This window comes from Acinetobacter sp. UBA6571, from assembly GCF_002434085.1.
In the GTDB taxonomy this organism is placed as follows: Bacteria; Pseudomonadota; Gammaproteobacteria; order Pseudomonadales; family Moraxellaceae; genus Acinetobacter; species Acinetobacter radioresistens.
The window spans coordinates 13,447-37,684 of sequence record NZ_DJJJ01000023.1; the positions used below are offsets into that span (position 1 = coordinate 13,447).

Annotated in this window: 24 protein-coding genes; 16 read left to right on the top strand and 8 right to left on the bottom strand. The window is 43.8% G+C overall.

What is annotated here, in order from left to right:
• Positions 1-9: 9 nt before the first annotated feature.
• Complete coding sequence (locus tag B3X18_RS03070) at positions 10-633, bottom strand: TIGR00730 family Rossman fold protein (RefSeq protein WP_005017221.1); 624 nt, start codon at positions 631-633, stop codon at positions 10-12.
• A 129-nt stretch (positions 634-762) separates the two neighbouring features.
• Between B3X18_RS03070 and B3X18_RS03075 the strand changes: the two genes are divergently transcribed.
• From B3X18_RS03075 to B3X18_RS03105, 7 genes are all read left to right on the top strand, one after another.
• Positions 763-966 (top strand): hypothetical protein, encoded by a 204-nt coding sequence (locus tag B3X18_RS03075; RefSeq protein ID WP_005404518.1) that lies wholly within the window; start codon positions 763-765, stop codon positions 964-966.
• The gene (locus B3X18_RS03080) at positions 963-2,564 is read left to right on the top strand and encodes a TerC family protein (RefSeq protein ID WP_005405845.1); all 1,602 of its coding nucleotides are present in this window, start codon (positions 963-965) and stop codon (positions 2,562-2,564) included. Before B3X18_RS03075 ends, B3X18_RS03080 begins: the two co-directional genes overlap by 4 nt.
• A gap of 64 nt (positions 2,565-2,628) precedes the next feature.
• Positions 2,629-3,108: a YchJ family protein gene (locus B3X18_RS03085; RefSeq protein WP_034688764.1), complete on the top strand. Its 480-nt coding sequence runs from the start codon at positions 2,629-2,631 to the stop codon at positions 3,106-3,108.
• A gap of 37 nt (positions 3,109-3,145) precedes the next feature.
• Positions 3,146-3,790 carry a trimeric intracellular cation channel family protein gene (locus B3X18_RS03090; protein ID WP_005017209.1) on the top strand — a complete coding sequence of 215 codons (645 nt, stop codon included), beginning with the start codon at positions 3,146-3,148 and terminating at the stop codon, positions 3,788-3,790.
• A 37-nt stretch (positions 3,791-3,827) separates the two neighbouring features.
• Positions 3,828-5,147: an MFS transporter gene (locus B3X18_RS03095; RefSeq protein ID WP_248088790.1), complete on the top strand. Its 1,320-nt coding sequence runs from the start codon at positions 3,828-3,830 to the stop codon at positions 5,145-5,147.
• Positions 5,148-5,318: 171 nt separating this feature from the next.
• Positions 5,319-7,538, top strand: a complete 2,220-nt coding sequence (gene parC / locus B3X18_RS03100) for a DNA topoisomerase IV subunit A (protein WP_034688767.1) — start codon at positions 5,319-5,321, stop codon at positions 7,536-7,538.
• A gap of 144 nt (positions 7,539-7,682) precedes the next feature.
• Positions 7,683-9,362 carry a long-chain-fatty-acid--CoA ligase gene (locus B3X18_RS03105; protein WP_286935129.1) on the top strand — a complete coding sequence of 560 codons (1,680 nt, stop codon included), beginning with the start codon at positions 7,683-7,685 and terminating at the stop codon, positions 9,360-9,362.
• Between the two features lie 39 nt (positions 9,363-9,401).
• On the opposite strand, the gene B3X18_RS03110 is transcribed toward B3X18_RS03105, so the two are convergent.
• Positions 9,402-9,782 (bottom strand): membrane protein, encoded by a 381-nt coding sequence (locus B3X18_RS03110; protein WP_005017201.1) that lies wholly within the window; start codon positions 9,780-9,782, stop codon positions 9,402-9,404.
• Between the two features lie 108 nt (positions 9,783-9,890).
• Between B3X18_RS03110 and B3X18_RS03115 the strand changes: the two genes are divergently transcribed.
• Together B3X18_RS03115 and ppa are read left to right on the top strand one after the other, a co-directional pair.
• Positions 9,891-10,289 carry an MAPEG family protein gene (locus B3X18_RS03115; protein WP_034688770.1) on the top strand — a complete coding sequence of 133 codons (399 nt, stop codon included), beginning with the start codon at positions 9,891-9,893 and terminating at the stop codon, positions 10,287-10,289.
• A gap of 118 nt (positions 10,290-10,407) precedes the next feature.
• Positions 10,408-10,944 (top strand): inorganic diphosphatase, encoded by a 537-nt coding sequence (gene ppa / locus B3X18_RS03120; RefSeq protein WP_005017195.1) that lies wholly within the window; start codon positions 10,408-10,410, stop codon positions 10,942-10,944.
• A 96-nt stretch (positions 10,945-11,040) separates the two neighbouring features.
• Here ppa and B3X18_RS03125 read toward each other — a convergent pair whose 3' ends face one another.
• Positions 11,041-12,309 carry an OprD family outer membrane porin gene (locus B3X18_RS03125; RefSeq protein ID WP_286935130.1) on the bottom strand — a complete coding sequence of 423 codons (1,269 nt, stop codon included), beginning with the start codon at positions 12,307-12,309 and terminating at the stop codon, positions 11,041-11,043.
• Positions 12,310-12,873: 564 nt separating this feature from the next.
• Between B3X18_RS03125 and B3X18_RS03130 the strand changes: the two genes are divergently transcribed.
• On the top strand, positions 12,874-13,641 hold the full coding sequence (locus B3X18_RS03130) for a TorF family putative porin (RefSeq protein ID WP_034688773.1): 768 nt from the start codon (positions 12,874-12,876) through the stop codon (positions 13,639-13,641).
• A gap of 54 nt (positions 13,642-13,695) precedes the next feature.
• Here the strand turns inward: B3X18_RS03130 and B3X18_RS03135 are convergent, their stop codons facing one another.
• Together B3X18_RS03135 and B3X18_RS03140 are read right to left on the bottom strand one after the other, a co-directional pair.
• Positions 13,696-15,180, bottom strand: coding sequence for a YifB family Mg chelatase-like AAA ATPase (locus B3X18_RS03135; RefSeq protein ID WP_034688775.1), 1,485 nt, complete (start codon positions 15,178-15,180; stop codon positions 13,696-13,698).
• Between the two features lie 63 nt (positions 15,181-15,243).
• Entirely contained in the window at positions 15,244-15,471 is a 228-nt protein-coding gene (locus B3X18_RS03140) for an accessory factor UbiK family protein (RefSeq protein ID WP_034675884.1), read from the bottom strand.
• Positions 15,472-15,740: 269 nt separating this feature from the next.
• Between B3X18_RS03140 and glnK the strand changes: the two genes are divergently transcribed.
• The 6 genes from glnK to B3X18_RS03170 all read left to right on the top strand — a co-directional run bounded on the left by glnK (position 15,741) and on the right by B3X18_RS03170 (position 21,171).
• Entirely contained in the window at positions 15,741-16,079 is a 339-nt protein-coding gene (gene glnK, locus B3X18_RS03145) for a P-II family nitrogen regulator (protein ID WP_005017180.1), read from the top strand.
• A 58-nt stretch (positions 16,080-16,137) separates the two neighbouring features.
• The gene (locus tag B3X18_RS03150; protein ID WP_005017177.1) at positions 16,138-17,520 is read left to right on the top strand and encodes an ammonium transporter; all 1,383 of its coding nucleotides are present in this window, start codon (positions 16,138-16,140) and stop codon (positions 17,518-17,520) included.
• Between the two features lie 121 nt (positions 17,521-17,641).
• Entirely contained in the window at positions 17,642-18,094 is a 453-nt protein-coding gene (gene nrdR, locus B3X18_RS03155; RefSeq protein WP_005017176.1) for a transcriptional regulator NrdR, read from the top strand.
• 18 nt (positions 18,095-18,112) lie between these two features.
• Entirely contained in the window at positions 18,113-19,201 is a 1,089-nt protein-coding gene (ribD, locus tag B3X18_RS03160) for a bifunctional diaminohydroxyphosphoribosylaminopyrimidine deaminase/5-amino-6-(5-phosphoribosylamino)uracil reductase RibD (RefSeq protein WP_005022938.1), read from the top strand.
• Positions 19,198-20,490 (top strand): DNA adenine methylase, encoded by a 1,293-nt coding sequence (locus B3X18_RS03165; RefSeq protein WP_005017173.1) that lies wholly within the window; start codon positions 19,198-19,200, stop codon positions 20,488-20,490. Before ribD ends, B3X18_RS03165 begins: the two co-directional genes overlap by 4 nt.
• A 21-nt stretch (positions 20,491-20,511) precedes the next feature.
• Positions 20,512-21,171, top strand: a complete 660-nt coding sequence (locus B3X18_RS03170) for a riboflavin synthase (protein ID WP_005017171.1) — start codon at positions 20,512-20,514, stop codon at positions 21,169-21,171.
• A 409-nt stretch (positions 21,172-21,580) separates the two neighbouring features.
• Here the strand turns inward: B3X18_RS03170 and blhA are convergent, their stop codons facing one another.
• The 3 genes from blhA to B3X18_RS03185 are packed head-to-tail and all read right to left on the bottom strand — an operon-like array spanning position 21,581 to position 24,107.
• A complete protein-coding gene (gene blhA, locus B3X18_RS03175; RefSeq protein ID WP_005017169.1) occupies positions 21,581-22,213 on the bottom strand; it encodes a cell division protein BlhA in 633 nt (210 codons plus the stop codon).
• 45 nt (positions 22,214-22,258) lie between these two features.
• Positions 22,259-22,666 carry a DNA polymerase III subunit chi gene (locus B3X18_RS03180; RefSeq protein WP_034671028.1) on the bottom strand — a complete coding sequence of 136 codons (408 nt, stop codon included), beginning with the start codon at positions 22,664-22,666 and terminating at the stop codon, positions 22,259-22,261.
• The gene (locus tag B3X18_RS03185; RefSeq protein WP_034671027.1) at positions 22,659-24,107 is read right to left on the bottom strand and encodes a leucyl aminopeptidase; all 1,449 of its coding nucleotides are present in this window, start codon (positions 24,105-24,107) and stop codon (positions 22,659-22,661) included. Before B3X18_RS03185 ends, B3X18_RS03180 begins: the two co-directional genes overlap by 8 nt.
• Between the last annotated feature and the right edge of the window lie 131 nt (positions 24,108-24,238).

Here is a 24,238-nt window from a genome sequence, read left to right on the forward strand (position 1 = left end):
GTTAGTTGACTAAATTGCAAAGCGGCTTGGACTGTTCAGGTTCTTCATTGCATTAAAGATGGCTTTACTGTGTTCACACACTACAATTTTGGCGCGATGCTGAGCAGGCAGAAAACCTTCTTGTACTGCATGATCCAGCTGGTTGATCAGTGCATTATAAAAACCATTTACATTATATAAAATCATCGGCTTCTGGTGCTGATTCAGCTGCCCCCAAGTGGCAATTTCCAGAATCTCTTCAAAGGTACCCAAACCACCCGGCAGGGCAACAAAAGCACTGGCTCGTTCTGCCATGAGTGCTTTACGTTCATGCATGCTTGCAACAATATGCAGCTCTGTTAGCTGGTTATGGGCAATTTCATAATCCAGCATAAATTCTGGAATTACCCCTACGACTTCACCGCCAGCTTCCAATACGCTGTCAGCCACTTGACCCATCAGGCCGATACTGGCACCGCCATAAACGATGCCAAACCCATGTTGTGCCAGTCCTTGGGAAAGTTCAATTGCTTTTTCACGGTAAATTGGATTGTTGCCCGGACGCGAACCACAATATAAAGCTACCAAATGCTGAGTTGTTCTTGGTTCAGGATTAACTGGGGCATTTCTCATTTCTAGTACACTATTCATCATTATATTTTTACCTTAGCATGTTCTTTTTTCTCGCTCTAGCTCTAGCTTAAGTAAAAAATATGACATCTTCAGTAGAAGGCTATAATGGTTTTACATAGGGTTTGTATCAAGTTGGTGAAGAGCACAAGATTGAAAAACAAAAAAGATGAATTTCTAAAAAATCTTGCCTATACTGAAAATCTGTTAAACAACATATTGATCAACATGGGCAGTGGTTGTAGTCGCTCCGAATATCCTGACTTTTATAAAGAAAAAATAGTGACCCGAATCCGGGACTTCAGTAACAGTTCTCCAAGAGAAAGTGTAAGTCGCCAGCAGGAGCATGTTCAATGATTTTTGAATGGATGTCTGATCCTTCTGCTTGGGTAGGCCTGGTTACTCTGGTCGTTCTGGAAATTGTACTGGGTATTGATAACCTGGTATTTATTGCCATTCTGGCTGAAAAACTGCCGCCACATCAGCGAAATACCGCGCGTATTTTGGGTCTGATCCTGGCTCTGGGGATGCGGCTGATCCTGCTTGCTTCTATTGCCTGGGTGGTCACCTTAACTGATCCTCTCTTCCATATTTTTGATCATCCGTTTTCCGGCCGTGACTTGATTCTGCTGTTCGGTGGGGTATTCCTGCTCTTTAAGGGGACTATGGAACTGCATGAACGGATTGAAAGTAATCATGCACATAAAGAAGAAAATCCGGTACATGCGGCTTTCTGGATGGTTATTGTCCAGATTGTTGTGCTTGATGCGGTATTCTCGCTTGACAGCGTGATCACGGCAGTAGGCATGGTGAAAGAGCTTTCGGTCATGATGATTGCAGTCATTATTGCTGTAGGAATCATGTTGTGGGCATCTAAACCACTCATGGAGTTTGTCAATCGCCACCCGACCGTAGTGATCCTGTGTCTAGGCTTTTTGATGATGATCGGCTTCTCGCTGGTGGTTGAAGGCTTTGGCTTCCATATTCCAAAAGGCTATCTGTACGCTGCAATTGGCTTCTCGGTGCTGGTAGAAATGGTCAACCAGACCATGCGTCGTAACCAGGAAAAGCTGGTAACCACCACTGATTTACGTTATCGCACTGCCTCAGCAGTGATGCGGATGCTCGGCGGTAAAAATACCAGCAATAGTAATGAGTCACCATCAAACGAGCCGGAAGATGTGCTGGCAACACGCGCCTTTGCCGATGAAGTTTTTGATGAAAAAAATGGTGTATACCACAGTGTAATGGTGCAGGGCGTACTTGGACTTGCCGAAAGACCGGTCAAATCCGTGATGACTCCACGACCAGAGCTTGAATGGATTGATCTGGATGAAGATGCTGAAGTCATTAAAGAGCGTCTCTTAAGCATGACGCATTCCCGCCTGATTGTGGCGCATGGAGAGCTTGATAATATTGCCGGTATTGCATTGACCCATAAAGTCCTGAATGAATACATTGAAACCGGGACTCTAAATTTCGAAAAACATCTGCGTGAACCGGTGATTGTGCATGAAAATGCTCAGGTTCTGATGGTAATGGAACAGTTACGTCAGGCACCCTTACAGATGGCAATTGTTTTAAATGAATATGGTTCTATTGAAGGTATCGCTACACCGATTGATGTACTTGAAGCCATCGCCGGTGAATTTCCGGATGAAGATGAGCTGGAAGCGGCTGCAGAGAGCCTTGAGGATGGTTCACTGATGCTGGAAGGCTCAACCGATATTCGACATGTGTCCTTATTGCTGGGCCGTAATTTGGTTGACGAAAGTGAGCAGTATTCAACGTTATCGGGTTATATGTTGTATCACTTGGGCCACTTACCTGTAAATGGTGAAAAGCTACAGGCAGATGGGCATATCTTTGAAGTGGTCACCATGGACGGTCATAAAATTGAGAAAATCCATATTATGACCAGTGACCAGCCGGCATCTGATGAAGAATATCGTTAGAAGCTGTATTAGAAAATTCGCTACAATAGCCCCTTCATAAGGGCTATTTTTTTGGATTCAGCTTATGTCAGGCGCATCATGTCCATGTGGTAAAGGCTTATATAAAGATTGCTGTGAACCTCTGCATAGTGGCAAAACCCGAGCGGTACATGCTGAACAGCTCATGCGTTCGCGCTACAGTGCTTTTGCTTTACAGCAGATTGGCTATATCGTAAAAACTACAGCATCTGGTCAACAGCCTTATCTCGAAGTACCTGCTATACAGCAGTGGAGTGAGACAAATCGCTGGTTAGGACTTGAAGTAATCAACTTTAAAGAAAAGCTGACCAAACATCATGCTGAAGTCGAATTTAGAGCTCATTATCATGATGGCGAGCAGCCACAACTTCATCATGAAATATCGTATTTTGTGCAGCAGGCTGGGCAATGGTTTTTTCTGGACCCGACGGTTGATATGCCGGTTACCATGAAACAGCCATGTATTTGTGGTTCAGGCAAAAAATTTAAGCAATGCTGTGCCCCTTTTCTGGTAACTTTAACTTAAAATAGCGCTATTTTTAGCCTGGACGGAACACAGGGCAATGCTTCTCACTATAATTTATATTATTGCAATTACAGCCGAAGCCATGACTGGCGCTTTATCTGCCGGGCGACGCAGCATGGACTGGTTTGGTGTAGTGCTGATTGCCTGCGTGACGGCATTAGGAGGAGGTTCGGTCCGGGATGTGCTGCTGGGTCATTATCCTCTCACCTGGGTGAAACATCCTGAATATTTAGTGCTGACCTGTGCAGCGGCTTTTTTTACCATTTTGATTGCTAAATGGATGCGTCATTTACGGAATATCTTTCTGGTTCTGGATGCCTTGGGTCTTATTGGTTTTACTATTATTGGCTGTCAGATTGCCCTGCAAATGGGACATGGTTTCGTAGTTTCGGCAGTTGCAGGAGTGCTTACCGGAGTCTCTGGTGGTATTTTGCGAGATATTCTATGTAACGACGTGCCTCTAGTATTCCGCCGTGAACTGTATGCCAGTATCTCTTTTGTTGCAGTGATCTGCTACTGGAGCTGTCTGAATCTGGGTTTATCGCTTGAACTGACAGTGATTGCAACTCTGGTATTTGGCTTTACCTTGCGGTTGATTGCTATTTATTTTGGTCTGGAAATGCCAAAATTTATTTATAAAGATGAAGACGATAGTTCAGCCTCTTCTAAAGATTTGTCCTGACCATCAATCAAAACTTGAATTACCAGAGTACTGCAGCATGGATTTAGTCTCACGAGTACAGCGCCTGCCAATTGGCAGATTTCATTATACCCTGTTATGGGTAGTGGGTCTGGGCTGGATGTTTGACGCCATGGATACCGGAATTATTGCTTTTATCATGGCGACTCTGGTCAAGGACTGGACACTGACACCGGTACAGAGTGGCTGGATTGTCAGTATCGGCTTTGTAGGAATGGCTATTGGTGCTGTTTTTTCAGGAGGGCTGGCTGACCGTTTCGGACGGCGTACAGTATTCGCGACTACGCTGGGAGTTTATAGCGTGGCTACCGCACTTTGTGCTGTAGCTCCGAATCTTACCTGGTTGCTGATTTTTCGTTTTATTGTGGGCTTGGGGCTGGGAGGGCAGTTACCGGTTGCAGTAACACTGGTCAGTGAATATGTACCGGCACATGTGCGTGGCCGTTTTATTGTACTGCTGGAAAGCTTTTGGGGTTTAGGTTGGCTGGTAGCAGCTCTGATATCCTATTTTATTATTCCCAGCTTTGGCTGGCATGTGGCTTTCTTAATTGGTGGACTGCCTGCTTTATATATTTTTATTATTCTTAAAAAAGTACCGGAGTCTGTCCCTTATCTGATTAACCGTGGTCGGATTAATGAGGCGCATATATTAGTACAGCAACTGGAACGCCAGTGTGGTGTAGAGGTAATAGAAACACTAGAGGTTCAACCGGTTGCTAGCCAGAAAAGTGTTTCGTTCAAGCAGCTCTGGTCAGGGCAGTTTGCGCGTCGCAGTCTGATGTTATGGCTAATCTGGTTTGGGATCGTCTACTCTTATTATGGAATTTTTACCTGGTTACCTAGCCTGCTGGTTAAACAGGGTTATAGTATTGTCCAGTCCTTTGAATATGTCCTGATTATGATTTTGGCCCAGCTTCCAGGTTATATTGTGGCAGCCTGGCTGGTCGAGAAATTAGGCCGTAAAATCACTCTGGCGGGTTTTATTGGGTTTTGTGCAGTCTCGGCCTATTTCTTCGGTCAGGCTTCTAGTGTCAGTATGATCATGTTCTGGGGCTGTCTGATGTCTTTCTTCAACCTCGGCGCATGGGGCGTACTCTATACATATACCCCGGAACAGTATCCGGCCAATATCCGGGCTTTTGGTTCAGGCTGGGCTTCAGCCGTTGGCCGCATGGGCGGCATACTGGCGCCACTGGTAGTGACACAAATGATGGTAGCAGACCATGGCTTTAGCCATGTGTTCCTGATGTTTACATTGGTCCTAGTTGCTGTAGCGCTGGTGATCATTATTCTGGGTGAAGAAACCAAGGGTAAAACACTGGAGTCAATTGGTCTGTAAAGTTGGGTTATCTCATGGTTTTCCGGTTGCCTAAAAATTCCAAAACGTTTAGTTTCACATCATAAGACATAAATTGTCGCACTGTATTCCGGCATACTCTTGTGTATCTGGCAGGTGCGGCATAGCATAAGAACCCAGATAAAAACGATTGATTTAGGATTATAGGTTGTTATGACAAGCCTTGCGCATCATGCGACAGAAAACCGCTCAGTAGCAGAATTTACCGAACAGGCTTACCTGAACTATGCCATGTATGTAATCATGGATCGTGCCTTACCGCATATTAGTGATGGCCTTAAACCTGTTCAACGCCGTATCGTTTATGCTATGAGCGAACTTGGTCTGAAACACAGTGGCAAGCCAAAAAAATCCGCGCGTACAGTGGGTGATGTGCTGGGTAAATATCATCCGCATGGTGACTCGGCCTGTTATGAAGCTATGGTATTGATGGCACAACCGTTCAGCTACCGTTATCCGTTTATTGAAGGCCAAGGTAACTGGGGTTCACCGGATGATCCAAAATCATTTGCAGCCATGCGTTATACCGAAGCGAAGCTGTCCCAGTATAGTGAAGTATTATTGTCTGAACTTGGGCAGGGCACAGTAGAATGGCAGGATAACTTTGATGGCTCGCTTAAAGAACCGGTAACCTTGCCTGCCCGCGTACCTAATATTCTTATGAACGGTACTACAGGCATCGCGGTTGGTATGGCAACAGATATTCCGCCGCATAACCTGCGTGAAGTCATTAAGGGAACTATTGCATTAATCCGTAATCCGAATACCAGCGAGGCCAAACTGGCCGAGTATATTCCAGGGCCTGACCTGCCGACTAAAGCTGAAATTATCACCTCAAAAGATGAACTGCTAAAAATCCAGTCTACCGGGCGTGGCAGTTATCGTATGCGTGCAGTGTATACGGTCGAAAAAAATGAAATTATTATTACTGAGCTGCCTTATCAGGTCTCAGGCTCTAAAATTATTACCCAGATTGCTGACCAAATGCAGGCCAAAAAGCTGCCATTAGTTAGTGATCTTCGGGATGAGTCTGATCATGTCAATCCGACCCGCCTGGTCATTGTCCTGCGCTCTAACCGGGTAGATGCCGACACTGTGATGAGCCATCTGTTTGCTACTACGGATTTGGAAAGTAGTTACCGTGTCAATCTGAACATGATTGGTGCCGATGGGCGTCCACAGGTTAAATCTATCCGGAAAATCCTGCTGGAATGGATTGAAATCCGTAAAGAGACAGTTACCCGCCGACTGCAGTATCATCTCAACAAGATTGAAAAACGTCTGCATATATTGGCCGGACTTTTAATTGCCTATCTGGATATTGATACTGTAATTCGCATTATTCGTGAAGAAGATCATCCTAAGGCCGTACTGATTCAGACCTTTAAAATTGATGAAACCCAGGCTGAGGCAATTCTTGAATTAAAACTGCGGCACTTGGCCAAGCTTCAGGAAATAGAAATCCGTCAGGAACAGGATGAGCTTTCGGCACGTGCTGCTCTTATTCGTGAACAGCTGGCTAATCCTGAGTCTTTAAAGAATCTGATTATTGGTGAATTAAAAGAAGACGCCAAAAAATTTGGGGATGGGCGCCGTTCTCCTATTGTGGAGCGTGAAGGTGCGGTTCAGATGCGTGAGCAGGACCTGATTCCGGCAGAACCAGTCACTGTAATTCTATCAGAAGCAGGCTGGATTCGCTCTGCTAAAGGTGCAGATGTCGATGCAGAAAAGCTTAACTATCGTGCTGGAGATCAGTATTTAAGTCATGCTTCTGGTAAAAGTAACCAGCGTGTTTATATTCTGGATGAAACCGGCCGGAGTTATGCACTGGCTATCAACAGTCTGCCTTCTGCAAGAGGTTTGGGAGAACCGCTCAGTTCTAAACTTTCTCCAGCGAATGGCGTTTCCTTTATTCAGATACTGGTTGAAGAAGATGATCAGGAAATTATTGCGATCAGTTCTAAGGGTTATGGCTTTAAAACCCAGGCAAAACAGCTGGATACTAATGCCAAAGCCGGTAAGGCATTTCTCAGTATTCCTGAAGGTGGCAAAGCTTTACCATTGCTGGTAAATCCAGATTGCTCTCATCTGGCCTTATTAACTGATACAGGCCGCTTGCTGGTCTTACCCGTGTCAGAATTGCCAAGTCTCAACAAGGGTAAAGGAAACAAGTTGATACAACTTGAGCAGGACGAGCAGCTATTATCTATGACAACTTTGAATTTAAATGAAATAATTCAGGTAATTGCAGGTCAGAAAATTCTTAATATAAAACCGGGCGATTTAGATAAATACTTAGGAAAAAGAGCGTCTAAAGGGCAACTTCTGCCAAGAGGATATCAAAAAGTAAATAGACTCCTGATTCAAAGATAATACTAGCATCCATGTTCATAAATACGTTATATATGTGAATGTATTCGTGAAGATGGATGCAATGATCGAGCATAAACAAGTTAAAAAATAGGCTCGTCATTGAAAAATATTTGACTAAGGATATTGATTGGAGAAAATGGCATTATGGAAAAGATTTGGTTCGCTGAATACCAAAAGACAGGGATACCGGAAACTGTAGAATTACCCCCAGAAGATACCTCGCTGGTCGATATTTTCGAACGTAATTTCCAAAAGTTTGGTACACGTGATGCCTTTATCTTTATGGATAAAGCCATGTCCTTTAATGAACTTGAGGAAGCAAGCCGCAAGTTTGCTGCCTATTTGCAAAGCTTGGGGTTAGCAAAAGGCACACGTGTTGCGGTTATGATGCCAAATGTCCTGCAATATCCTGTTGTTGCACTCGGTGTATTCCGTGCCGGCCTCATATTAGTCAACGTCAACCCGCTTTATACGGCGCGTGAACTTGAACATCAGCTGAATGATTCAGGTTCTGAAGTATTGGTTATTGTAGAAAACTTTGCTTCTGTCTATCAGGCAATTATCGGTAAAACACCGGTCAAGCATGTGGTGGTTGCTTCGGTAGGCGATATGCTGGGTACCTTGAAAGGCACACTGGTAAACTTTGTCCTGCGTAAAGTACGCAAGCAGATTCCAGAATGGAATATTCCGGGGCACAACAAGTTTAATGCAGCACTGGCAAAAGCTAATCCAAGCAATTATAAGCGCCCCAATCTGACCTTAAGTGATACTGCTGTTCTTCAGTATACGGGCGGAACTACAGGGGTATCCAAAGGCGCCGAACTGACACATCGGAATCTGGTTGCCAACATGTTGCAATGTGACGGTATTTTTCAGAGCAAATTTGGTGCAACAGATGGGGACAAAAATGACCGTATTTTCTGTGCGCTACCGCTTTATCATATCTTTGCATTTATGGTTTGTGCCCTGTATGGCATGTATAAAGGCCAAGCAAACGTTCTGATTCCTAACCCGCGTGATCTACCAGGCGTTATTAAAGAGCTGCGTAAATATCAGCCATCATTCTTCCCGGCGGTTAACACACTGTTCAATGCACTGGTGCATAACGAAGAGTTCAAGCAGCTTGACCATAGCAAAATGAAAATGGCTATGGGGGGCGGTATGGCTGTACTGCCATCTACGGCTGAAGCCTGGAAACGGGTTACCGGAACTACTATCATTGAAGGTTATGGCTTGTCTGAAACCTCGCCAGTGGCAACTGCTAATCCACCAGCCTCTACAGAATTTAGCGGCACGATTGGTATCCCACTGCCATTAACAGAAGTGGCTATTCTGGATGATGATGGTAATGAAGTTGCTTTGGGTGAGCAGGGAGAAATCTCGATCCGTGGTCCACAGGTAATGAAAGGCTACTGGAATCGTCCGGAAGAAACTGAAAAAGTCATGACTAAAGACGGCTTTTTCCGTACCGGTGATATCGGCATCATGAATGACCGGGGCTATGTAAAAATTGTAGACCGTAAAAAGGATATGATTCTGGTTTCTGGCTTTAATGTTTATCCATCTGAAATTGAAGAAGTGATTGCTAAACATCCTAAAGTACTGGAAGTGGCTGCTATTGGTGTGGCAGACGAGAAATCAGGTGAAGTGCCTAAACTGTTTGTGGTTAAAAAAGATTCTTCCTTAACAACTGAAGAAGTTCTGGCATTTGCTAAAGAAAATCTGACCGGTTATAAACGCCCGCGTTATGTGGAGTTTATGGAAGAATTGCCAAAATCAAATGTTGGTAAAATCCTGCGTAAAGATTTACGAAAAACTGCTTAAAATAAAAGCGCCTTCGGGCGCTTTTTTATTGTCCTAAAATTATTTTTTCATTAACCACCGGTCAAAATAAGGCCGTCCAATACCCACTATACCGAGAAAAATAAACATCGTACCAAACTGACGACTTAAACCTGAAATATGAAGAGTTTTATAGGTCAGAAAGTTATCAATCAGACAGTAGATGAGTACAATGACCAGCCAGTGCCAGAGTGGTAAACGTTTAATACCAACTGCATAAAAGGCTATAGTCAGGATAATAAAAGTACCCAACCAGGATGCCCAGTTCATATTGGCACAGATAACACTCAGTAAAAATGCAGTAATAGGCAGTACGATCTTAAAAACGCGGTCAACTTGACGCTGATGCTGCTGCTGTTTCTCCAGCACTTCAAACATATCTTTTTCATCAGGTGCTAACATGCCGTGTTCACTCATCAGATTTATAAAAACACTATATTTAACAAAATTTGTCGCTAAAACACCATGCTATGATATATCTTTCACTGGGAATTGATGAGAACAATATTCATGCATGGCATAAGCGGGATCATTTATATCATTTTAGCAGCTTGTCTTTTGCCCTATGTATTTACAGGCATTGCCAAGATGGCTGGTGGATTTAAAGCCAGAGATAACCAGAATCCACGTGAATTTCTTGCCCAGACCAAAGGTGTTGCTGCCAGGGCCAATGCGGCACAGCAGAACGGTTTTGAGAGTTTACCGCTTTTTATTGCGGCAGTGTTAATGGCAGAGTACATGGTCGTACCACAGAGTATTATTATGACCTTAGGTTTGGCCTATCTGGTGTTACGGGTCATCTATGGTATTTGTTACCTGGCCAATCTGGCTATGTTGCGCTCGATCATCTGGTGCCTTTCACTACTTTGTCCAATATTTCTACTGATTATTACCATCAAGATTAGTTGATTAAAGCATTGCTCAGATAAATCTTCATTTTTAGTGAGCTGGCGTTATAATTTCATCGGTTTGATCCTGTCCGTAATAGTGACAGGATCTGAAGACTTCACTGTTAAAGAGTACGGCTATGAGCTACAGCAATATCCCAGCGGGTAAAGATGCACCAAATGACATCTATGTAATTATTGAAATTCCTGCAAATGCAGCACCGATCAAATATGAAATTGATAAAGACTCTGATGCACTATTTGTAGACCGTTTTATGGGTACCGCCATGTTCTATCCAGCGAACTATGGTTATGTGCCAAATACTTTATCGTTGGATGGTGACCCACTAGATGTCTTGGTTGTTACACCATATCCGGTTGAACCAGGTTCAGTTATTCGTTGCCGTCCAGTCGGTAAATTGAACATGGAAGATGACGGCGGTGTAGATGCCAAACTTGTTGCTGTACCACACGAAAAGTTAACACCAATTTATAAAGACGTTCAAGAATATACCGATCTGCCACCTTTATTGATCAGCCAAATTGAACATTTCTTCCAGCACTATAAAGATCTTGAACCAGGTAAATGGGTTAAGTTAAGTGGTTGGGAAGGTGCAGATGTAGCTAAACAAGAAGTGTTGAGCTCAATTGCTGCCTATGCTGAAGCAAATAAATAATTTGTCTTAGGCCCAGCGTTCTTATTCTGATAATTAAGGGCGCAATAAAAAACCTGCATAATGTGCAGGTTTTTTTCACTTAAATAGTTCTAAAAATTAAAATAATTTCACAGGAACATCTAAGAATATACGCCATTCATTAGTATCACCAATGTACATACCTTGGTATGCATCACTTGCTCGATAGTACGAGTTACGGATACGAAGGCTTGCATCTTTAGCAAAACCAGATTGAACGGTATATTTTACCTGATTGAAGAATTCACGTTCTTGAGCATCATCCGTAGTTGGAGTTTTGATATCCCAGCCGTAAACAAATGCAGTCGTCCAGTTTAATCCCGGTATACCGTAGTCATTGAGGTTAAGATTGTATTGAACTTGAGCTGACTTTTCATGGTTTCCAATGAAGTCAGAAAGGTATGAGTTTGGCAAATAGATACTTTGGAAACCATCAGCATTATAAGCATAGTCATAACCAGTATTGCCTGTATTTTGCTGATAGGCGAGCATTACCGTATGCGCGTTCTGGTTATAAGTTCCAGAAATTGCCCAAATATTATTTGAACGGTCTGCCGGATTACTTGCTGTCGTATAACCAGTTAATGCATCTCTATCCCATTCAGTATGATAACCACTGAAGTCATAAGTAATAGAACTGTCATTAGTTAAAGGCAACTTGTAATTAGCATTTACATAGTGACGCTCTAATTTATCCTTAGAGTCTAAACCGTAATATGAAGCATTGAGCTGGTCATTAAACTTGTACTTGGCGCCCCAAACTACTGCACGATCAAGGTTGTTTCCGTCTGTAGAAATCTGATCCGACATCTGGTCTTTAGTAAATTTACCGGCAATCAGTTCCAGATTTTCAATTTCACGGCTGTTTGCCAGTACACCTGTAAAGTATTCAGGGACCAAGCGTGCAGTGTTACTTGCCAGTACGGGCAAATCCAGAACTTGAGTACCATAGCGGACTGTGGTGTTAGACATACGAGCTTTCACAGTTGCGCCACCACGAGCCCAGTGGTCATAAGGTTCCCCATTACTGTCACGAGGAATCATATTGTTAGCAGAGTTTTTATTATCCCCGATTTTAAATGATAAATCACCGACAGCTCCTACCCCGAAGCCAACGATACCTTTAGTAAAACCAGACTCTAAATTAAAAATGGCTGTTTGTGCCCATGAACTTGTGTCATGAACACCATTTTTTTTATCACGGTAAAGATAACCGTTGCGGAATAAAACTGATCCTTCAGCATCTTCGACAAATCCTTTCGCTTCACTTTGTTCGCTAGCGTAGACTGAGGTTAGGCCAATAGCATGAATTAGAACTGCTAAAGTAAGTTTTTGGACTTTTAGCATTGGAGCCTCATAAATAAGATAAATTACTATTTTGTTTAGAAAAAACACAAAATCAGGTTAGATTTTATATAAAGTTTATAAAAAAATAACGTTTTTATTATCTTTATTACACTAAAGTTATGCAATATTTACATTTATAATAATTTAAGTAATCTTTTAAAAAACTCATTATAAGATGTTTTATTTTAAAATTTACTTTCAAATCAGAATATTATTTTAAGAAGAGAGTTAAATAAAAGTACTTTTATATAATAATAATCATTATTACTAACTTGAATTATGGTCTTGAATAAAAAGTGTATCGCTTTATCTGAATTAAAATTCACAACCAAAGTCGCAGTATTCTGTTTACATTATTAAAAATAATAAGGCCCACTGAAGTAAATTTTGTTATTTAGACATTTATTTGATTTTTTAAGTAGGTCCCAGTCCAATAGCAAACTTTAATTTATTATTATTTGATCATTCTAAAAACAATAAATTGGCATAACTATTGCTAAGTCTTAGGCGTGAATTTTAAAAACAAACCAAACAATACACGCCACTCTCTAAAGGGGATACAAGATGTCAAAAAATATTCTTAAAGCTGCTCTTTTTACAGTTATCAGTGGAGTTTCTGGCTTAAGTCTCGCAGAAGAAACCCGGCCTTTTCCTTTTCCGGGAGAGGTTACCGGAAATATCGGAGTATTTTCCAGCTATAACCTGCGTGGTCTAACGAATGTTCCTGAGAACTCGGATGCAACTATACAAGGTGGGCTGGATTATAGCCATCCATCTGGGTTTTATGCGGGGTATTGGGGTTCCAGTCTGGACTATTCTTTGGCTGATTACGATCCACTGACTGAAAGTTATAAGGGTGGTGACTCCTTTGAGCATGATTTTTATCTGGGTTATAAAGGTTCAATCAATGAAGATACCGGCTTCACGATAGGCGGTACTTACTATTATTACTATAACTCAGATGTTGACTCTGACGGCTTTGAAACACTGCTTGGCTTAAATTATAAAGATTTTGGTATTACTGCCCAGACGCTGACCCAAAATACCACTTGGGGTAATCAGGGTGATACCTATCTGCTAGCCACTTACAGCCGGGCTTTACCACAAGCTTTTACTGCAAATTTTGCTCTGGGCGCTTATTACTATGGTGATGATGACGAATTTATTACGACGACAGAAGATTTCAATTTCAGACATTTTACTGTCGGTTTAAGTCACCCTTTAGGAGATACCGGAGCCAATATGAGTCTGGATTATATTATTGGTGGATATGACCGTATGGATGATAAACAAAAGAATAAAGTGGTACTTGGCTTAAAATACAGTTTTTAAGCATTCTCAGAAATAAAAGCCAAGCTGATCTGAATCTGTCTTGGCTTTTTTAGTTCAGGACTGACTGCGGTAAGAAAGCGCTTCACTTAAATGACTTGTCTGGATTTCTTTGGAAAGTGCCAGATCAGCAATTGTTCTGGCTACACGTAAAACCCGATGATAAGCACGGGCAGAGAGATTGAGTCGTTGCTGTGCCATTTCAATTATACGTAGTGAGCTTTGGTCCAGCTGTGCATGCAGTTCGAGCTGTTTAGGGGAAAGCAGCTGGTTAAGGCAACTCTGGCGTTGGAGCTGCTGTTTATAAGCTAAAATGACACGTTTCCTGACTGTGTCTGAATTCTCAGCAGGTGTGGTTTGCTGGAGTTCATGCGCCTGCAAGGGTGGCACATCAATATGCAGATCAATCCGGTCCAGCAATGGACCGGAAATACGGTTCTGATAGCGCTTGATTGCATCGGCTGAACACTGGCAACGGTTATCCTGATTAAATGCATAACCACATGGACAAGGATTCATAGCTGCTACCAACTGGAAGTTGGCCGGAAAAGTCATTTGCCGGGAAGCCCGAGAAATAACAATTTCCTTAGACTCGAGTGGCTGACGTAAAACTTCCAGTACTTTGCGGTCAAATTCAGGAAGCTCATCTAGAAATAAAACACCTAAATGTGCCAGAGTGATTTCACCAGGCTTGGGTTGCGAGCCGCCGCCGACCAGCGCAATAGCAGATGCAGTATGGTGTGGAGCCCGAAAAGGCCGTTGTCCAAAGGGATGCTGAACATTGGCAATTGAATAGATACTGGCAACTTCAAGATTTTCCTGGGCATTGGGCGGAGGTAAAATGCTGGGTAACCTTGAAGCCAGCAGGGTCTTTCCAGTTCCAGGAGGGCCCTTAAAAAGTAGAGAGTGACCGCCTGCTGCTGCAATTTCCAAAGCACGCCGTGGGCGCAGTTGCCCCTTAATATCTGCCAAATCCAGTTTATAATCTTGAGCAGCTTCAGGTAGTTTCCTTTTAACCGGTAATAATGGCTGTTGCTGTAGTAAATGCTGGCAAACCTGTTTTAGGTGCTGTGCTCCGTAGACCTGAAAGTCAGGGAGCTGCGCTGCTTCCATTGCATTTGCTTCTGCCAGTATCAGCTGATGCCGTACTTTTTGACATGCCATGGCAATTGCCAGTGTGCCGCTTACCGGACGCAAGCAGCCATCTAGAGCCAGTTCACCAATAAATTCAATCTGTTCTGTACTTTGTTCAGGGAGCTGGCCTGAAGCAACCAAGATTCCCAAGGCAATCGGTAGATCTAGACGTGAACCATCTTTGGGCAAATCGGCAGGAGCCAGGTTAATAGTAAGGCGTTTGGTGGGAAACTGAAAGCCGCTATTAATGATCGCCGAGCGAACCCGATCTTTACTTTCACGTACTGCGGCTTCAGGAAGCCCTACAATAGTCAGGGAAGGAAGCCCCTGACTCACATGAACTTCAACTTCAATAGAAGGCGCATGTAGCCCCAGCACCCCCCGGGTATAAATTTTGGCAAAAGACATTTTATTGTTCCGTTATGATCTTATTTTTGTTGATTATGGTCTTCAAGTGCACTGTTAAGGTGCTTATTTTTTGTTCTTTAAAGTCTCTTCCAGGATATTGACCTGTTGCGTAAGCTGTTCGAGACGCAAATTGGCATTTTGTAGGGCAACACGCTGCCGTTCCATTTCCTGTTTAGAAACCAGATCCATTTTTTCTACAGCTTCATTTAATAAAGCCCTTAGATTTTTCTCAATATCTTTTTTAGGTTGGTCTATCTGCTCAAGAATGGCCTGTAATAGGGTTTCAATCATAGGGAATCCAGAAAATTATAAATATGGGCATACTTTAACACTGCTGAGGGGTATACCCTAGCCTGTTGAGTACATATAAAATTTTATATATTGAACAAGTTAAAATTACATATAAAAATGTTTATTTTTTAAAGTTTAGTCAAGCTGATCAAGTATAATCAAGCGTACGTCTCATGCCAAAAAATTCTATTTTCCCCAACCTTTAGAGATTATTGGCATGAAAATTGAACATAAAACCTTACTGGTGAAACAAGCCGAAGGAAACTGAAATGAAGCTCGTAACTGCAATTGTAAAACCATTTAAATTGGATGACGTGCGTGAAGCCCTGTCTGACATCGGTGTTCAAGGTATTACTGTAACTGAAGTCAAAGGCTTTGGACGTCAAAAAGGCCACACTGAACTATACCGTGGTGCAGAATATGTTGTTGATTTCCTGCCAAAAGTAAAAATCGAAATTGCGATCAGTGATGATCTGGTGGATTCAGTGATTGAATCTATTACCCGTGTTGCCAGCACAGGAAAAATTGGCGACGGGAAAATTTTTGTGACCAATCTGGAACAGGTCATCCGTATTCGTACTGGCGAAACAGGACCGGATGCTGTCTAAGTTGGCATAAAGTTTGCTGAGTAACTGATAACTCAGAAATAAAGGTTGGGGGACACAAATGAAAAAAATGCTGCTTGCGCTCAGTCTGTCGGGCGCACTTTTAGGTGGATCAGCGGCTTGGGCCGAACCAACACCAGCTGATTCCGCCGTTACTGAAACTGTGGTTTCAACTTCATCTGACTCTACAATAATAACTCCGGCCGAACAGCCGGCTAATATAGCGCCTGCCGAAGAAGAGGCGCAGGCCGATTCAGGTGATACCGCTTGGGTGCTTATCTCTACTGCACTCGTTCTGCTAATGACAATTCCAGGCTTGGCTCTATTCTATGGCGGTATGGTCCGCAAGAAAAATGTTTTAAGTACAATGGCACACAGCTTTGTGGCTACTGCCGTAGTAAGTATAGTCTGGATTGTGATTGGTTATAGTCTGGCATTCAGCGAAGGTAATGCCTTTGTTGGTGGACTGGACAAGCTCATGCTTATGGGAATCGGGCCGTCTGCTGTGCAAGGCACCATCCCGGAAATTCTGTTTATTGTATTCCAGATGACCTTTGCCATTATTACGGTAGCTATCATCAGTGGTTCGATTGCCGAGCGGATGAAATTTGGCGCATTTATTACTTTTGTCGCATTCTGGGTGGTGCTGGTCTATGCCCCGATTACCCATTGGGTATGGGGTGGTGGCTGGTTAGCCAATGATGGTGCGCTGGACTTTGCTGGTGGTACTGTAGTTCATATCAATGCTGGTGTAGCAGGTCTGGTGGCTGCCTATATGCTGGGTAAACGGATGGGATTAGGCCGTGAATCTATGGCGCCACATAATCTGACTCTCACTATTCTGGGCGCCAGCCTGTTGTGGGTAGGCTGGTTTGGTTTCAATGCCGGCTCTGCACTGGGTGCAAATGGAGCAGCAAGCTACGCTATGATCGTGACTCAGGTGGCAGCAGCCGCAGCTACAATCGCCTGGCTGGTGGCAGAAAAATTTGTACGTGGCAAGGCCTCAGTACTGGGTGCTGTTTCAGGAGCGGTAGCTGGTCTGGTGGTTATTACTCCGGCCGCAGGTTTTGTGACAGTAAGTGGCGCATTAATTATGGGGCTGATTGGTGGAGTATCATGTTTCTGGGGCACTACAGCTCTTAAACGGTTACTCAAAGCCGATGACTCGCTGGATGCCTTTGGCCTGCATGGAGTAGGCGGTATTGTCGGGGCAATTTTAACCGGTGTATTTGCCAGTGAACTGATTATGGGTGATGCAGTTCCTACCGACATGATGAAACAGTTGTGGGTACAAGTAGAGGGTGTGCTGGCGACTATTGCTTATAGCGGCATCTTGACCTTCGTGATTCTAAAAATTATTGATCTGGTGATTGGCCTGCGTGTCTCTTCTGACGATGAACGTATGGGTCTGGATTTAAGCCAGCATGGGGAACGCATCGAATAAGCGGGAACCTGATGACAGGCAGCCCTACGGGGCTGTTTTTTTATGGCAGAACTGGCGAAAGTGCAGCAATATGCAGAATTTTTGCTACACTAGGTTAAGTTGATCATTTCTATTCAAGTCTATGCATTGTCCATTTTGTAATGCCGCAGACAGTAAAGTCATTGATTCGCGTCTTGCTGCCGAGGGCTGCCAGATCCGCCGGCGAAGAGAGTGCATCAATTGCGGTGAGCGCTTTACGACGTTCGAAAGTTATGAAGTCGTCATGCCGCGTGTCATTAAATCCAATGGAAAAAATGAACCGTTTGATGAGGCCAAGCTTCGTCGTTCCCTGATGCATGCCCTGCAAAAACGCCCGGTGACTCAAGAGCAGATTGAAACGGTACTGAGCGATATTCAGCTTCAAATCCGTCGCTTGGGTGAACGTGATGTTAAATCGCAGACTATCGGTGAAATCGTCATGCAGTCTCTGTTTGCACTGGACCATGTAGCCTATGTAAGGTTTGCATCGGTATATCAGGACTTTCAGGATGTTGAGGCATTTCGGCGCCAAATTGAACAGATGCAGCAACGTTAACAGAAGCGGAGAAAGGTAGTGAATAGCGGACTTGACCAAGACTATTTTTATATGCGGCGTGCCATTGAGCTTGCGCGTCTCGGTCAGTATTCAACCAAGCCCAATCCGAATGTTGGCTGTGTAATTGTCAAGGATGGCCAAATTATTGGTGAAGGCTATCATCCACGCGCGGGACAGCCTCATGCCGAGGTATTTGCGTTGCGTCAGGCGGGTGAGCAGGCTCAAGACGCAACTGCATATGTCACGTTGGAACCCTGTGCACATTATGGCCGTACTCCTCCATGTGCAGAAGCATTGGTCAAACATCAATTAAAAAAAGTAGTAATTGCCTGCCCTGATCCGAACCCGCTGGTCGCAGGTAAGGGTATAGCCATTTTAAAACAAGCTGGTATCGATGTGGAGAGTGGTATCTGTGAAAATGAAGCGGTACAGCTTAATTGCGGCTTTTTGAAAGCCATGGCTGTAGGCATGCCTTATGTACGCCTCAAAGTAGCTTCCAGTCTCGATGGTCGTACAGCAATGGCTTCAGGTGAGTCAAAATGGATCACAGGTAAAGCTGCCCGGCAGGATGTGCAACATTGGCGTGCAATTTCAGGAGTAGTGATTACCGGTATACAGACAGTGCTGGCTGATGACTGCCAGCTGAATGTACGTTGTTTACCCGGAACTGATTTGCAGACCGTTGTGCAGCCCAAACGGCTGGTACTGGACCGTCAGGGGCAGTTACCGTTAACGGCCAGAATATTGGCTAGTCCGGAACAACTTATGGTAATGGGACCCTTCCGGCAGGAACTTGCCGACTTAGGCGTGATACAATTACCGTTACAGCCTTTAAAAGGGTTATTACAGACCTTATGTAACCAGTATCAGATTTTTGATGTGCTGGTTGAAGCGGGAGCAACGCTTTCTTCTGCCTTCTTGCAGGAAAAACTGGTTGATGAGATGATCAGCTATGTTGCACCCACTTTTTTGGGGCAATCTGCCCGTGCGATGTTTAATGCTGAATTTATCAGTATGGCTGAGCAACTTCGTTTTAAGCTGGAAGATGCTACAATTGTAGGTGATGATCTCCGCTTAAGGTTAATCCCTACTCAAGAGACAGTATGAATTCAGAGTCTTCGGTTTATCACAAGCGTCGTCATGCCGCCCGCACGACAGATGAATATCTTTTTCATCAGCTGGTTCCTTATCTGGGTAACAAGCGCCGACTACTCCACCTGATTTTAGAAGCACTTGAAATTACTGGTACCCTGAATCAGGGCAATAAACGTGCCCCGATTTTTGCTGATTTCTTCGCTGGTAGCGGAGTGGTTTCACGTCTGGCCCGTCAAAATGGCTATCGTGTGATTGCCAATGACTGGGAACCTTATAGTCATGCACTGAATCATGCAATCTTGTCCTGTGTAGAGGCGCCTGCTTTTAAAGAGCTGGGCGGCTATCAAAAAGCAATTGATTATTTAAACCGTTTGCCTGAAGTCAAAGGCTGGGTGACCCATAATCTGTGTCCGCGTAATGACGAAGTTTATGATCCGACTCGTGACAGACTGTTCTTTAAGCGTCGCAACGGTATGCGTATTGACGCTATTCGCCAGCAGATTGCAACCTGGCAGGCACAAGGTGCAATTGATGATGTTGAGATGAGTGCCCTGCTTGCGCCATTGCTTTATTCTGCCAGTTTTGTCAGTAATACCAGTGGTGTATTTAAAAGTTTTCATCAGGGCTGGGGAGGAAAGACCCAAACAGCCCTGGAACGAATTGAATCATTATTGTGGCTAACGCCTGGCCGTTTCTGCGAAGTAGGTGAGCCGAACAAGCCGGCTGCTGAAATGTGGTGTGTAGATGCCCAGCATCTGGCTAATCAGATGAGTAGCTTTGAGGTCGATGTCGCCTATCTGGACCCGCCTTATAACCAGCATGCCTATAGCAGTAACTATCATGTATTAAATGCATTAACTTTATGGGACCAGGTGGACTTGCCGAGCCCGGATACCAAAGGCTATAAAAGTGGGATTGACCGTGCTTGGCGCAAAGAACGTCCAAGTCCATACAATTCATCTAAACATGCTAAAAAAGCTTATGAAAAGCTGCTGTCAACGATTAATGCACGCTATATTCTGACCAGTTATTCAACTGATGGTAATATAGAAGCCAAGGATTTGCTGAAGGCCAATCTGGAGCGTGGCAAAGTGACACTGCTCACGCAGGATGTACCACGTTATCGGGTCAGCAAGCAGCGTCAGTCAGAGCGGGCACGTGTACTTGAGTTTATTGTCATTACCGATACCCATGCCAAATCCGGTCCGCCTTTACGTCAGCTGCTCAGCCAGCTTTATCATTTTGCTGAACTTGGTGGTGTAGATACCTCCGGCGTGAGTACGCAATTAGCCCTGTGGTAAATTATTTAAGAGAAGAGATCTATGTTTACAGGCATTATTGAAAGTCTTGGAAAAGTACAGAGCCTGCAGAGCGTAGGCGGAGATGTACGGTTACGGATTCAGACTGACCTTGATATGTCTGATGTAAATTTGGGAGACTCGATCGCGACCAATGGTATCTGTCTGACCGTGATTGAATGGGGCGAGAACTGGTATGCAGCGGATGTTTCACGAGAAAGTTTAAACCGTACTACATTAGGGCAATGGAAAGTTGGACAACCGGTCAATGTTGAAAAGGCTATGCTACCGACTACGCGTTTCGGTGGCCATATTGTCAGTGGCCATGTTGATGCGGTTGGTGAAATCACCTTGGTCCGTGAAGATGCACGTTCTGTTTACTATGAAGTGACTGCTCCAAAAGAAATTGCCAAGTATCTGGCCGAAAAAGGCTCGATCACTGTAGACGGTATCAGCCTGACCATTAATCATCTGCGTGGTAATATCTTAAGCCTGAATCTGATACCGCATACTGCCGAGCGCACCAATATCAGTACCTGGAAAACAGGCAGCAAAGTTAATCTGGAAGTAGATGTGTTGGCACGCTACATTGAACGTTTGTTGCTAGGTGATAAAGCTGCTGAACAGAAACCTGAGTCTTCTATCAGTATGGCATTTCTGGCAGAAAATGGTTTCTTGAAATAAGCTTAATAATTTGCTTTTAATATAAAAAACCGGCCATTATGACCGGTTTTTTATATTAAAATTTGATCATAGTGAGTACAGGATATATTGCTGGGCTTTTTAAAATGGTAGTTTCTTTCAGTCTAAATCAGCCTGTTTCAGATGCATGAGATAAAAATACAGATATAGAGAGAAAATCTGCACGACTGATCAATAAATCCTGTGTGGAGACAGTCCACTGTTCACCCATAGAAATTTGTGAAATATGAGCAGAGAGTGGGCTGGTTGAGTGTATCCATAAATCTTCCTGAGCATCTGATAACTGGTCCTACTGCTGTAATGAGCACGATTCCGGCAGTATATGTCTATTGCACTACCTTGTTGCTAGCCAGTCTTATGAGAGCTCACCAGCCTTACCGGTTTTAAGCATCTAATCTTGGATAGATGTCTTAAACTTTGTATTTTTCAGGATGTATTCGATCTCTTCATGAGCTGCTGCCTGTAACCTGGCACGAAAGGCACTCACTGCCTGTTCAATCTGGGTATCTGCTTCAAGCTCTAAACGCAGGCGTACACTTTCAAGTTCAGTGAGAATTTGTTCATCCTGAACTTTCAGAAAATATTTCTGGGCGTAATCAATGGCTGGAAGCTCAGGATTTTTATGATAACGTGAACTGTACTCCAGTGTTTCCTGACTCAGCATCTGGTTCAAAATATACAGCTGCTCAGTCTGTTGATGAAACTGACGAGCTTCATCTTCATATAGCCCGGCATTATAAGCAGTTTGGTCGGCGCGTTTTTTCGCCAGAGATTTTTCTAGAGCCCGTTGTTTGCGAATACGGGCCTGTTCCAGCAGTTCTGCTTTGAGTTCAGCGTAAGCAGTTTCAATTCTCTGCTGTGATTCAAGCTGAGCTCTCTGCTCTCTTGCCTGCCAGTTCTGGATAGAAGTTTCTGGTCGCAGTAATTCACAGATTCGCTTGAGGTCATCTTCATATACTTGCCGGACAGGTTCCGGAGTATCCAGCCAGCGCTTTTTAAAGTCTTGACCAATATTAAGGGCCACCTGATTCTCCTCTAGATCATTTCATGTATATGGTATAAAGCTGATTTACAGTTTAAATGTGCGGGGTTGAATACCCAGTTGCCGGTAAGTTTTATATTTTTCCCGACCAGTTTGCTTGGCAGTTTCATTGTTTTCAATAATTTCAATTATATGTCCAAATTCTTCAACTGGACCAAGCGCTTTGTCAGAAAAATTAAACACCAGCCAGTCTAATTCAGCAGGCAGCTCGGCAGAAATACACACCGATGCATTAACCTGGTCAATGCCATGACCAATAAAACTGGCTGTATCGAAACTCCATAATGCTTCATCCAGCTGCTGCTGCATACTTGGATCGGGGCAATATAGCCAGATTCTGGCAGGCTGCCGCAAGATCTTACGGCATAAACGGCAAGCACTTTCTACTTGCCGTTCCTGACTTTTTTCAAACAGATAAAAACTGACCTTAGCCATTAGCCGCTGCACGGTTTGCTAAAAATTGCATCAGCATTGGAACAGGGCGGCCAGTTGCGCCTTTTGCTGCTCCAGATAACCACGCAGTACCGGCAACATCAAGATGTGCCCAGCGGTAATCTGTGGTAAAGCGCTGCAAAAAGCAGGCTGCAGTCACTGAACCGGCCTGTGGCCCGCCAATATTGCCCATATCTGCAAATGGCGAGTCAAGCTGTTCCTGGTAATCGTCCAGAACCGGCATACGCCATACACGGTCATGGCTCTGCTCTCCGGCACGGGTAATTTCGGCTGCCAGTTCATCATCTGGTGTAAACAGGCCAGAAAGTACTTTACCCAGCGCTACAACACATGCCCCGGTTAAAGTAGCAATATCAATCACCAGTGCAGGATTAAAACGTTTTACATAAGTGAGGGTATCGCAGAGTACAAGACGGCCTTCAGCATCAGTATTCAGGATTTCGACAGTCTGGCCACTCATGGTGGTAACGATATCACCCGGACGGGTAGCGTGTCCGGAAGGCATATTCTCAGCAGCCGCAACTGCTCCAATAACATGAATTGGCAGTTTTGCTTCACACAGTGCACGTATGGTCCCTAATACCGAAGCGGCACCACACATATCAAATTTCATTTCATCCATGCCTAAACCAGGTTTAAGTGAAATACCGCCCGTATCAAAGGTAACACCTTTACCCACCAGTACTACTGGTGCCTCTTCGGTTTTTACTTTATATTCCAATGTGATGACACGGCCCGGACGGTCTGAACCTTTACTTACAGCCAGAAAAGCATTCATGCCCAGATCAGCCATCTGCTGTTCATTAAGTACAGTAACTTTTAACAGATCAGGATATTGAGCCGCCAGTGCCTGTGCCTGTTCGGCCAGATATTCAGGAAAGCAGATATTGCCCGGACGGTTACCTAAATCCCGTGCAAAATTTTGTCCCGACTGTACGGCATGTAAAAGCGTTAGCTGTTGCTGGCTCAGGCTGCTCTGAGGTGCAACCAGTTCAATATGTTCCAGCTGGAACTCATTTTTCTTTGATTTAAATTCATCAAACTGATAAGCCGCCTGAGTCAGTCCAAGAGCAAACAGGTAGTGAAATTCATCAGGTAGTGCTGAAATATCAATAGTGATGTGCTTGAATTTTTTTTGTGTAGATTTAATAACAGTTTGTGCAATTTTTGCTAACTTGGCTGTTTTAAACTCACTTACCTTATCGAGCCCCAGCAGTACAGCATTCTGATGAGCTGAAGTCTGAGCGATTAATGGCAGGCATTCATTCAAACTACCCTTGAACTGTGTCGCGTCTATTAAAGCCTTTAGTTCATTGAACTGGTAGGCTGTGGCAGGCTGTTCAAGGTTTTCAGCATCAGTCAGAATGATCAGATGTTGACTGGAAGTCAGAGTAGAGGAAGAGGTATTAATTGTCAGTTTCATATGTCTTTCATGCCTATTCAATAGCTTGATTTATTAAACCATTGAAACATTTCCTTTGATAGCGTTTCAATAAGCAAGTCCGTGATAGGTTTTATATTTTTAACATTCGGGTAAACTAGCGCTAGTTCCGA

Bases quoted from the DNA above. Each gene is read 5' to 3' on its own strand.
- B3X18_RS03105 (WP_286935129.1), top strand. From the start codon at position 7,683: ATGGAAAAGATTTGGTTCGCTGAATACCAAAAGACAGGGATACCGGAA.
- parC (WP_034688767.1), top strand. From the start codon at position 5,319: ATGACAAGCCTTGCGCATCATGCGACAGAAAACCGCTCAGTAGCAGAA.
- glnK (WP_005017180.1), top strand. From the start codon at position 15,741: ATGAAGCTCGTAACTGCAATTGTAAAACCATTTAAATTGGATGACGTG.
- B3X18_RS03095 (WP_248088790.1), top strand. From the start codon at position 3,828: ATGGATTTAGTCTCACGAGTACAGCGCCTGCCAATTGGCAGATTTCAT.
- B3X18_RS03180 (WP_034671028.1), bottom strand. From the start codon at position 22,666: ATGGCTAAGGTCAGTTTTTATCTGTTTGAAAAAAGTCAGGAACGGCAA.
- B3X18_RS03070 (WP_005017221.1), bottom strand. From the start codon at position 633: ATGATGAATAGTGTACTAGAAATGAGAAATGCCCCAGTTAATCCTGAA.
- B3X18_RS03125 (WP_286935130.1), bottom strand. From the start codon at position 12,309: ATGCTAAAAGTCCAAAAACTTACTTTAGCAGTTCTAATTCATGCTATT.
- B3X18_RS03115 (WP_034688770.1), top strand. From the start codon at position 9,891: ATGCATGGCATAAGCGGGATCATTTATATCATTTTAGCAGCTTGTCTT.
- B3X18_RS03110 (WP_005017201.1), bottom strand. From the start codon at position 9,782: ATGTTAGCACCTGATGAAAAAGATATGTTTGAAGTGCTGGAGAAACAG.
- B3X18_RS03080 (WP_005405845.1), top strand. From the start codon at position 963: ATGATTTTTGAATGGATGTCTGATCCTTCTGCTTGGGTAGGCCTGGTT.
- B3X18_RS03135 (WP_034688775.1), bottom strand. From the start codon at position 15,180: ATGTCTTTTGCCAAAATTTATACCCGGGGGGTGCTGGGGCTACATGCG.
- nrdR (WP_005017176.1), top strand. From the start codon at position 17,642: ATGCATTGTCCATTTTGTAATGCCGCAGACAGTAAAGTCATTGATTCG.
- B3X18_RS03090 (WP_005017209.1), top strand. From the start codon at position 3,146: ATGCTTCTCACTATAATTTATATTATTGCAATTACAGCCGAAGCCATG.
- B3X18_RS03150 (WP_005017177.1), top strand. From the start codon at position 16,138: ATGAAAAAAATGCTGCTTGCGCTCAGTCTGTCGGGCGCACTTTTAGGT.
- B3X18_RS03170 (WP_005017171.1), top strand. From the start codon at position 20,512: ATGTTTACAGGCATTATTGAAAGTCTTGGAAAAGTACAGAGCCTGCAG.
- B3X18_RS03085 (WP_034688764.1), top strand. From the start codon at position 2,629: ATGTCAGGCGCATCATGTCCATGTGGTAAAGGCTTATATAAAGATTGC.
- B3X18_RS03130 (WP_034688773.1), top strand. From the start codon at position 12,874: ATGTCAAAAAATATTCTTAAAGCTGCTCTTTTTACAGTTATCAGTGGA.
- B3X18_RS03185 (WP_034671027.1), bottom strand. From the start codon at position 24,107: ATGAAACTGACAATTAATACCTCTTCCTCTACTCTGACTTCCAGTCAA.
- B3X18_RS03140 (WP_034675884.1), bottom strand. From the start codon at position 15,471: ATGATTGAAACCCTATTACAGGCCATTCTTGAGCAGATAGACCAACCT.
- B3X18_RS03165 (WP_005017173.1), top strand. From the start codon at position 19,198: ATGAATTCAGAGTCTTCGGTTTATCACAAGCGTCGTCATGCCGCCCGC.
- ppa (WP_005017195.1), top strand. From the start codon at position 10,408: ATGAGCTACAGCAATATCCCAGCGGGTAAAGATGCACCAAATGACATC.